Raw genomic sequence first — 9,393 nt, 5'->3', positions numbered from 1 at the left:
TTCTGCCCGGCGCGCAGACGCATCACCAGATAGAAAATCGCGACGAACGCGACACCGATTGCCAGGAGGGTCAGCCGCAGCGGGTCCATATCAGCACGAGCTTGTCATAAATATGCGATGAATGCACAGTACAGTACCGCCAATTAACTCTGATCGGCACAGAACGTATCAGAAATCAGTCCGCTAATGAACGCGAATAAACGCGAAATACTCCTGTAATCCCAAATATTTCAAAGATTCGCGTGCATTGGCGTTCATTCGCGGACTGTATTCAATCCAGGTACTGGCAGGAGTGACGCTAATCAGGCCGAGGCCAGTTTGGCCGCCTCGTCCACGTCCACCGCAACCATGCGCGAGACACCCGGTTCGTGCATGGTAACACCGGTCAGGTGGTTGGCGACTTCCATGGTCACTTTATTATGGGTGATGAAGATAAACTGTGTTCTGTCCGACATATGCTTCAACAGATCGCAGTAGCGGGTGACGTTGGCATCGTCCAGCGGCGCATCAACCTCGTCGAGCATGCAGAACGGCGCGGGATTCAGTTCGAAGATGGCGAACACCAGAGCCACCGCGGTCAGGGCCTTTTCGCCACCGGACAACAGGTGAATGGTGCTGTTGCGCTTGCCGGGCGGACGCGCCATGACCGTCACGCCTGTCTCGAGCAGGTCCTCGCCAGTCATCTCCAGATAGGCATGACCGCCGCCGAACAGGCGCGGGAAGAGATCCTTGAGCCCGCTGTTGACCTTGTCGTAGGTTTCCTTGAAACGGGTGCGGGTCTCCTTGTCGATCTTGTGGATCGCATCTTCCAGGGTCTTCAGGGCCTGCACCAGATCCTCGTTCTGCGCATCCAGGTATTTCTTGCGTTCTGACTGCTGTTCGAATTCCTCGATGGCGGCCAGGTTGATCGGCCCCAGACGCTGGATCTTCGCTTCCAGCTGTTCGACGTTTTGTTGCCAGCTTTCCACGTTAGCCTCTTCCGGCATCTCCTGCATCAATTGCTGCAGTTCGAAGCCCGATTCGGTGATCTGTTCTTCGAGCGTCTGACGGCGAACCTTGAATTCCTGCTGGCTGATGCGAATCTGCTCCAGGCTACTGCGGACTTCCTGTACCTGCTGTTCGGCCGCGACGCGCTGTTCCTCGAGTTCGCGCATCTGATGCTCGATCGCTTCCATCGCCTGGCGCGCTTCGCCCAGCTCGGTTTCCACGGCCACGCGTTTGTCGAGCTTGTCGGTCAGCTCCCTGTTCATCTCCTCCAGCGGCGCCTCGCTTTCGGCCAGCGCTTTTTGCAGTTCTTCGCGACGGGCGGAGAGCTGGGTGAGCTGGCTGTCGAGTCGTTCCAGGGCCTGACGGGTGGAGTTCAGCTCGGTGCGCTCTTTTTCGGCGCGCAGTTTGATTTCGTGGGCTTCGCTGCGCACGCTCTGGGCCTGCTCGCGGGCCTGTTCCAGGGTGTTGCGCAATTCGTCGCGGCGGTTGCTTAACTGTTCGCGCTGCTGCTCCAGACCGGACATGGTATCCAGCGCGGTTTGCAGCCGGCCACGGCACTCGTGCAGCTCCTGCTTATCGCGCTCGATTTCGGCATGTAGATCCTGTTGTTCTTTTTGCAGCGCCTGCTGGCGGGCCTGGGCCTGCTCCAGCTGGTTCTGGCGCGCCTTGAGATCGGACTGCTGTTCGGCCTGGCGGCGACTGGCCTGATTCAACTGGGCCTGGGCGTCATCGCGCTCCTGCTCCAGCTCACGCAACCGCTCGCGCTCGCCTTCCAGTTGTTCCTGCAGGGCCACAACGCGGCCGTTCTCTTCCTGAATCTGGGTAGTGAGCGTCTTGAGCTCCTGCTCGCGCTTGAGAATGCCGGTTTTCTGATCCTGCTCCTGGTCCTTGACCACCCGCAGCCAGTTGGCGCCCAGCCAGATCCCTTCGCGGGTAACAACGGACTCCTGGGCCGCAAGGCTGGCACGCAGGGAGAGCGCCTCGGCCAGGGATTCGGCGGCATACACGCCGCCCAGCAGGGCATCCAGTTTCCACGGGGCCGAAACCTTGTTCAGCAATGGCGTCCCGTTACCCGCGCCGGTTTCCGGACCCGGCGCCTGGGTGTCGAACAGGGTCAGGGTGCCCTCCTGCAGACTGCCGAGCACTTCGGCCAGCGGATCGACCCCGGCGACGCAGACCGCTTCCAGATGCCCGCCCAGCACGCATTCCACGGCCCGTTCCCAGCCGGCTTCGACGTCCATCTCCTCGGCCAGGCGCGGCGCGTCCTGCAACTGCTGACCGCTGAGCCAGTCGTTGACCGCCCCTTCGTCCTTGCCCAGCGCCGCCTGCTGCAGGGCCTCGAGCGAGGCACTGCGACCGCGCAGATCCTGCAATCGGCTGCGGGCCTGATCCAGGTCGGCATTAACCTGGTGGGTGGAATCGCGCAGCGCGGCAATCTGCTCCTGCTTTTCGGCCAGCGCCTGCTGGGCCTGATTAACCTGTTCGCCGGTCTGTTCCAGTTGCTGCTGCTGTTCGCCGACTTCCTGCTGCACACGCTCCGGTGATTGCTGCTGCAAGTCCTGCTCGGCCTTGTCCAGCCGTTGCTGCAGCTGGGTCAGTTTCTGTTCCAGATGCTGGATACGGGTGCGCTCCACCTCGGCCTGGCGGGCCGGTTCGGCGGACTGCTGATTGAAATCTTCCCACGCCTGCTGCCACTCCTGCATTGCCTGTTCGGCGCCCTGCAGGGCCTCGGTGGCGGTCTGTTCGCGCTGTTCGGCGGCCTGCAGATCCGGTTCAATCGTCTTGAGCGCCGCTTCCAGTTCCTCGATCCGTTTGCGATCGGCCTCGACGTGCACCTGGGCGTCATTCCAGTCTTTTTCCAGCTGTTGCAGATCCTGGCTCTGCTGGGTACGGCGCTCCCTGGCGTGCTGGATGGACTGTTCCAGCCGGGCGATATCGGCGCCGATGCTGTAAAAACGGCTCTGGACTTCGTTGAATTTGTCGCTGGCTTCGGTATGCAGGCCGCGCTGCTGCTCGATTTCGGTTTCGATATGCCGCTGTTTGGCCACCGCCCCTTCCAGCGCGGTTTCCTGTTCACGCAGCTGGTTGTCGCTCTGGCGGGCCTGCTCGTCGACCCCCTTCCAGCGCAGGGCCTGCAGCTGGGCACGCAGCAGGCGTTCTTCTTCCTTGAGGACCTTGTAGCGCTCGGCCGTTTTGGCCTGGCGTTGCAGTTTGGCGAGCTGCTTGTCCAGCTCCTCGCGCAGGTCGTTAAGCCGATCCAGATTCTCGCGGGTGTGACGAATGCGGTTTTCGGTCTCGCGGCGGCGCTCTTTATATTTGGAGATGCCGGCAGCCTCCTCCAGGAAGATCCGCAGCTCTTCGGGCTTGGCCTCGATGATCCGTGAGATGGTGCCCTGCTCGATAATCGCATAGCTGCGCGGGCCCAGGCCGGTGCCCAGGAAGATATCGGTGATGTCCCGACGGCGGCAGCGGGTGCCGTTGAGGTGGTAAATGGACTGGCCGTCGCGGGTGACCGTGCGCTTGATGGAGATTTCGCTGTAATTGGCGTACTGCCCGCCCAGGCTGCCGTCGCTGTTGTCGAACACCAGCTCCACCGTGGCCTGACCGACCGGCTTGCGCGAGGTGGAACCGTTGAAAATGACATCGGCCATGGAATCCCCGCGCAAATGCTTGGCGGAAGACTCGCCCATCACCCAGCGCACCGCGTCGATGATATTGGATTTACCACAACCGTTGGGCCCGACCACCCCGACCAGCGAGCTGGGCAGCGGAACAGTCGTCGGGTCGACGAAGGATTTGAAGCCGGAGAGTTTGAGTTTGGTCAGTCGCATCCGGGCAAGATACAGTACCCTCATATAAAGAGGCAAGATTGACAAATTCGCAAAACCGGCGCCCGGTTTTTGCCATCGGGCATACCCCGGATGGTTTCAACGCAAAGGGGCGCAAAGGATATCAATGCTTTACTGAACAGGGACGAGGTACGAGGGACGAGTAACGAGGAAGACAAACCTCGAGGGTTTGGCAGGAGCGGCTGCGCCGCGATAGATATTTCGAGCCCGCACACAATCGTCGCGCCAAAGGCGCGCCCACAATGTCTGATCTTGAGCATTTTTCCTCGTCACTCGTCCCTCGTACCTCGCCCCTGCCCTACCCTTGCCCGGCTTGTCAGCCGGACAAGGTTAGGGTATGTTGCGCGCCATGCCCAGCCAGCCCAGCAAAACCCTCGAAACCTTCGACAACCCGATGCCGGAACGGGATTACACCATCCGCATCGAGGTGCCGGAGTTTACCTGTCTGTGTCCCAAGACCGGCCAGCCGGACTTCGCCACGCTCTATCTGGAGTATGTACCCGAGGCCAAATGCGTCGAGCTCAAGTCGTTGAAGATGTATGTCTGGGCCTATCGCGACGAAGGCGCCTTTCACGAGAAAGTCACCAATACCATTCTCGATGATCTGGTGAAGGCGACCGAGCCGCGCTTCATGCGCCTGACCGCCAAATTCAGTGTGCGCGGCGGTATCTACACCTCCGTCGTGGCCGAACACCGCCAGAGCGGCTGGCAGGCCCCCGAGGCCGTCACGTTACCGTGACGGCAGGGCCGAGAGCGCAAAAGCATTCACCACCAGGACGCCAGGACACCAGGTTTCAAATTGATAAATAAAGTGAACCAAATACTTCGCGGCGATCAATTGGGCAACGGCCCGGAAAGAAAGTAAACACCATGACTGCTTCTTCACCATTGTATATCGGGATTGATCTGGGAACCTCCGGTTGCCGGGCGACGGCGATCAATCAGGATGCCACGGTTCTTTACACAGCCAGCACCGATCTGCCGCCGGCCAGAGTCGAGGGTAATGGCCGCTATCAGGATCCCCTGCACTGGTGGCAGGCGGTGGAGCGGGTCCTGGATGAGTTGTTTGAACAGGTCGATCCCGCCCAGGTAGAGCGTATCGCCGTGGACGGCACCTCGGGCTCGGTACTGGTGACCAATGCCGCCGGCGAACCGTTGCGCGAGGCGTTGCTGTACAACGATCAACGTGACCCGGTTTACGTCGAACATCTCAAATCGATGGCACCGCCGGATAATCCGGTGCTCAGCCCCAACTCCGGGCTGGTCAAGCTGTTATGGCTGAGTATGCACGTCGATAAAAACACCCTCGCCCACTGTCTGCATCAGGCCGACTGGATTACCGGCAAACTCACCGATCGTTATGGCATCAGTGATGTCAACAACTGCATCAAAACCGGTTTTAATGCCGAACACCATACCTGGCCGCGCTGGATGGACACCCTGCCGCTGGACAACGCCTGGTTACCGACGGTGCAGCAACCCGGCGAGGTCGTCGGGCCGATCAGCGATCATATGGCCAAACGTTTCAACCTGTCAGCAAAGACCCTGATCGTCAGCGGCACCACCGACAGCACCGCCTCGTTTATCGCCACCGGCGCCGGCGAGCAGGGCGACGCGGTCACGGTACTGGGGTCAACCCTGGTACTGAAGGTAGTGGGACCCTCGCCGATTCTCTCCGCCCAGTACGGCGTCTACAGTCAACCCCTCGGGGATCTGTGGCTGGTGGGCGGCGCTTCCAGCAGCGGCGGCGCGGTATTGAAGCAGTATTTCACCGACGAGCAACTACAGGCGATGACAACGCAACTGGATCCGCAACAGCCTACCGGACTTAATTACTATCCCCTGCCGGCTCCGGGAGAGCGTTTTCCCATCAACGATCCGCATCTGAACCCACAGCTGGAGCCACGCCCCGACGAGGATGTCACATTTTTTCAGGGCCTGCTCGAAGGCATCGCACAGATCGAAAAACAGGGCTACGAGCGTCTGGCCGAGCTGGGTGCCCCCTTCCCCAAACGCATCCTCACCGCCGGCGGCGGCAGCGTCAACGACGCCTGGACACAGATCCGTCAGAGCCTGCTGGACATCCCGGTAGAAACCGCGCCCAACACCGAAGCGGCCTACGGCAGCGCCCTCATCGCCCTGCGCAGCGATCTTCAAATCTGAATTTACCATCCGCAAATAAACGCAAATTCACGCAAATACAAAACACTATCCAGTATCGATATTATAATTGGCGTTAACTATCCACACGCCTTGCAGTTAGTCCTGCTCATACTGCCTGTTAGTTTTGCGTTTATTTGCGTTCATTCGCGGACTGTTTATTGCTATCCCTCTTTGTGGTGCAATAAATGTTAAACACAAACTTCTGGAGCTAACATGATTAGTAATCCGTTTACCGGCGCAAGCTATTTGCTGCGCGGTTTGAGTCTGATTGGCAAGCCCGGCGTGAAGCGCCATGTTGTGATTCCGCTGGTGATCAACATTCTGATCTTTGCCGGTTTGATCTGGCTGCTGGCCGCGCAGTTCGAGGTGCTGCTGGAGTGGCTGATGCCGACATTGCCTGACTGGCTGGCATGGCTGGACAGTCTGCTCTGGTTTATTTTTGCTATCACCACCGGCATCGCGGTGTTCTTCAGTTTTACCATCATGGCCAATCTGGTCGGCGCACCGTTTAACAGCTTTCTTTCCGCTGCGGTGGAAAAAAAACTGACCGGTCGCTCGCCAATCAGCGAGGTAGGATTTATGGAGGAACTGACCAAAGCCATCAGTGGGGAAATCAAGAAAATGGGGCTGTTTGCGTTGATAGCGCTGGCGCTGCTGATCATCACATTGATTCCCGGCATCAACCTGATTGCGCCGGTACTGTGGATCATTTTCAGTGCCTGGATGTTGAGTATCGAATACCTGGATTACCCGTTGGGCAATCAGGGACGCAGCTTTCCGGAGATTCGCCGGGCCATTCAACAAAAACGATTGTTGTCTCTGGGCTTTGGTAGCGCGGTGATGCTGGCCACCTTGATTCCGGTGTTCAATTTTATGGTTATGCCGGTTGCCGTGGCCGGTGCCACGGCGTTACGTGTTGAACAGTTCAAATAAGCAGGCCGGAGAAACTCACCGGCCTGCTCGCAACCCTCAGAAACGGGGGCCGGCGCCTTTCTGCTCAAGGTACTGATTGTAGGCAATCTCGCTTTCCTGTCGGGACTGATTCGCCAGTTCAATCGCCTTGTCGTACTCCCCTTTCTCGGCGGCTTTTTTGGCGGCTTTCATCAGGTCTTCCGTATCACGCCAGGCGAATTCCACGGCATAGACTTTGTCATAGGCAGATTGGGCTGCCGCCATGGCTTGTTCGTAACGTTGCTGAGTTTGTTCGGCTGGTTCGCCACCGATGCCGGCACAACCTGCCAGCAACCAGGCACCGACAGTCAGGGCAGCCAGAGTCTTGATCTTGTTCATAGTGCTTCTCCTCAAGGTGTTGCAGTCATTATTAAAAGGTATAACAACAGTCCTGTTCGCCACACCCTCAACACAAGCATGGCTTGATGTTGGACCACAACAGATAGAGAAGATGCGCCCCTGCACGCTGATTATCGAAGATAATTTTTACTCGTTATAATCGATATTTTTGATTGAGCGGTGAGAGCGCACGGTTCGACAAAATGATAGCGTCGTGTCCCGATCTTTATAAAACAAGAAAAACGGTTACTGCACCTCGTTCGGCAACTCTTCGGGATCGATCCTGATCTCGCTACTTTCGATTCTGTCGTAGATATCCTCATCCACCAGCGCGCGCTTGTGCAGTGTTACTGTATCACCCTGTTTCACCATGGAGCTGGTCAGAGATTTGTGGATACGCTTTCCCTCGGCATCCTGAAAGTCGACCCGGATCAGCGTGTAATAGGATTTGTCACAGTTATTACGAATCCGGGCCGTCCACTCAAGCCACACTTGACTGTAACTGGGCTCGGCCGAGTCAATATGATGCTCTACGGCTTCCACGCAGTCACTGGCCACGGCCTGACCCGATAGGGCCAGCAAAAAAACCATGATGGTTAGTTGTCTGATTTGCATTACGACTCCATGCATTCATCGGCAAATATTTTGCAGAATGTTTTTACAATAGGTGTTATGGCTGTTCGGTACGTCCCGTACTTTACAGAGAATTCTGGTCACGGGTTAGCAAGGCAATTCCTGTGCCAGCGAGTCTCTCCTTGCGCCAGCTCCTGACTGCACAGCTTTTCATTCCTATCAATGGCGACAGAATCGCGCCGGATCAAGCACCTGGCTACCCCATCACCGCGCCAGAGGACGAAGTGCACCGCACGGCATGTTAAACTGCAGGACGGCAAACACCCAGGAGGTCACAACTGACATAAGGACTCACGTCCGGATCGCGGCGCACATGTGTCAGAATGACTCACACTCATCAAGGAGCCCAGTGTCACTACAAGGCTATAATCTACGCACCGCACTGCTGATATTCGTCCTGTTGCCTTTGCTGGCGCTGAGCGCCGCGGCTGGCTGGTACTCCCTGAAGCTGCTGGAAAAGCAGAGTCGGGAACGCATGCAGGATGAAATCGAACTGGTCGCCCGGGCCATTCGCCAACCGGTGATTTACGCCATGGAGCAGGGCCGCGAGGGAGCACTTGCCCAGGCGCTCGACTCCACCTCGCACATAGGCCGGGTCTACGGCGCGTATGTATACGATGCCAGCGGCAAGCGTATTGGTACCAGCGGTCCGACCGAACCCGCAGTGGACAGTACCCGGGTTGCCGAAATAATGTCCGAGGGCGACCGCCGTGAAGAATACAACCGCACCCTGGACGGCGAGGATGTCTATTCCTACTTCCTGCCACTGTCCAACGATGCCAGCCAGATCACCGGCATGCTGCAGGTCACGCGCCGGGCGAGCGAATTCGAATCCTATATCACCCGCTTGCGTTATCAGGGGCTGGCCGTGTTACTGGTGACCGCTTTGTTATTAAGCGTGGTGATTTTTTACGGTCACTACAAGGCATTCGGCTCCCATGTCGCGGCCATGCGCAAGGCGATTGGTCGCATCGGCGCCGGCGAGCGCGAACAACGGGTACCGACCGAGGGCCCGCGGGAGCTGCACGATCTGGCGGTCGGACTTAACCGGATGCTGGAGAACCTGATCAATCAGGAAGAAGTGGTGGTCCGCCAGAAAGTGGAACAGGCCGCGCTGGAAGATCGCCTGCACCGTTCGGAACGCATGGCGGCGATCGGTCAGCTGGCCGCCGGTGTGGCGCACGAACTGGGGACGCCTCTGAATGTGGTCGACGGCCAGGCCCAGCGTGCCCTGCGCCACCGCGATCTCAGTCCGGCCATTAACGCCTCCCTGTCGGAAATCCGCCAGGAAGTGCAGCGGATGAATTTTATCGTGCGCCAGTTGATGGACTTCGGCCGCAGCAACCCGTTGCAATGCCAGCCACAACGGGCCGATCGAATCGTGCGTGCGGTCCTCACCCAGGTCGCCAGCGATGCCCGTTATCGACATATTGACGTGCAGGTAGATGAGACCCGACCGGTACCGGAGCTG

General features: G+C 58.4%; 7 protein-coding genes. 4 read left to right on the top strand and 3 right to left on the bottom strand.

Annotation, left to right across the window (positions count from 1 at the left end):
• Positions 1–302: 302 nt before the first annotated feature.
• Positions 303–3,818: a chromosome segregation protein SMC gene (smc, locus tag RI563_RS01130; RefSeq protein WP_310692485.1), complete on the bottom strand. Its 3,516-nt coding sequence runs from the start codon at positions 3,816–3,818 to the stop codon at positions 303–305.
• Positions 3,819–4,185: 367 nt separating this feature from the next.
• On the opposite strand from smc, the gene queF reads away from it, so the two are divergent.
• From queF to cysZ, 3 genes are all read left to right on the top strand, one after another.
• Complete coding sequence (queF, locus tag RI563_RS01125) at positions 4,186–4,575, top strand: preQ(1) synthase (protein ID WP_310692489.1); 390 nt, start codon at positions 4,186–4,188, stop codon at positions 4,573–4,575.
• A gap of 131 nt (positions 4,576–4,706) precedes the next feature.
• Complete coding sequence (locus RI563_RS01120) at positions 4,707–5,999, top strand: FGGY-family carbohydrate kinase (protein WP_310692484.1); 1,293 nt, start codon at positions 4,707–4,709, stop codon at positions 5,997–5,999.
• Positions 6,000–6,212: 213 nt separating this feature from the next.
• Positions 6,213–6,932 (top strand): sulfate transporter CysZ, encoded by a 720-nt coding sequence (gene cysZ, locus RI563_RS01115; protein WP_310692483.1) that lies wholly within the window; start codon positions 6,213–6,215, stop codon positions 6,930–6,932.
• Positions 6,933–6,968: 36 nt separating this feature from the next.
• Here the strand turns inward: cysZ and RI563_RS01110 are convergent, their stop codons facing one another.
• Both RI563_RS01110 and RI563_RS01105 read right to left on the bottom strand, forming a co-directional pair.
• The gene (locus tag RI563_RS01110; protein WP_310692482.1) at positions 6,969–7,289 is read right to left on the bottom strand and encodes a hypothetical protein; all 321 of its coding nucleotides are present in this window, start codon (positions 7,287–7,289) and stop codon (positions 6,969–6,971) included.
• A 246-nt stretch (positions 7,290–7,535) separates the two neighbouring features.
• A complete protein-coding gene (locus tag RI563_RS01105; protein WP_310692481.1) occupies positions 7,536–7,904 on the bottom strand; it encodes a hypothetical protein in 369 nt (122 codons plus the stop codon).
• Between the two features lie 367 nt (positions 7,905–8,271).
• Here RI563_RS01105 and RI563_RS01100 point away from each other — a divergent pair.
• Positions 8,272–9,393 (top strand): histidine kinase dimerization/phospho-acceptor domain-containing protein (locus tag RI563_RS01100; RefSeq protein WP_310692480.1); only part of this gene is annotated, 1,122 nt, incomplete at its 3' end.

Origin of the sequence: Thiohalophilus sp. (assembly GCF_031581315.1) — a bacterium.
Taxonomy (GTDB): domain Bacteria; phylum Pseudomonadota; class Gammaproteobacteria; order UBA6429; family Thiohalophilaceae; genus Thiohalophilus.
The sequence above is the reverse complement of the archived record's forward strand: the minus strand, read 5'-3'. Positions and strand labels throughout refer to the sequence as shown.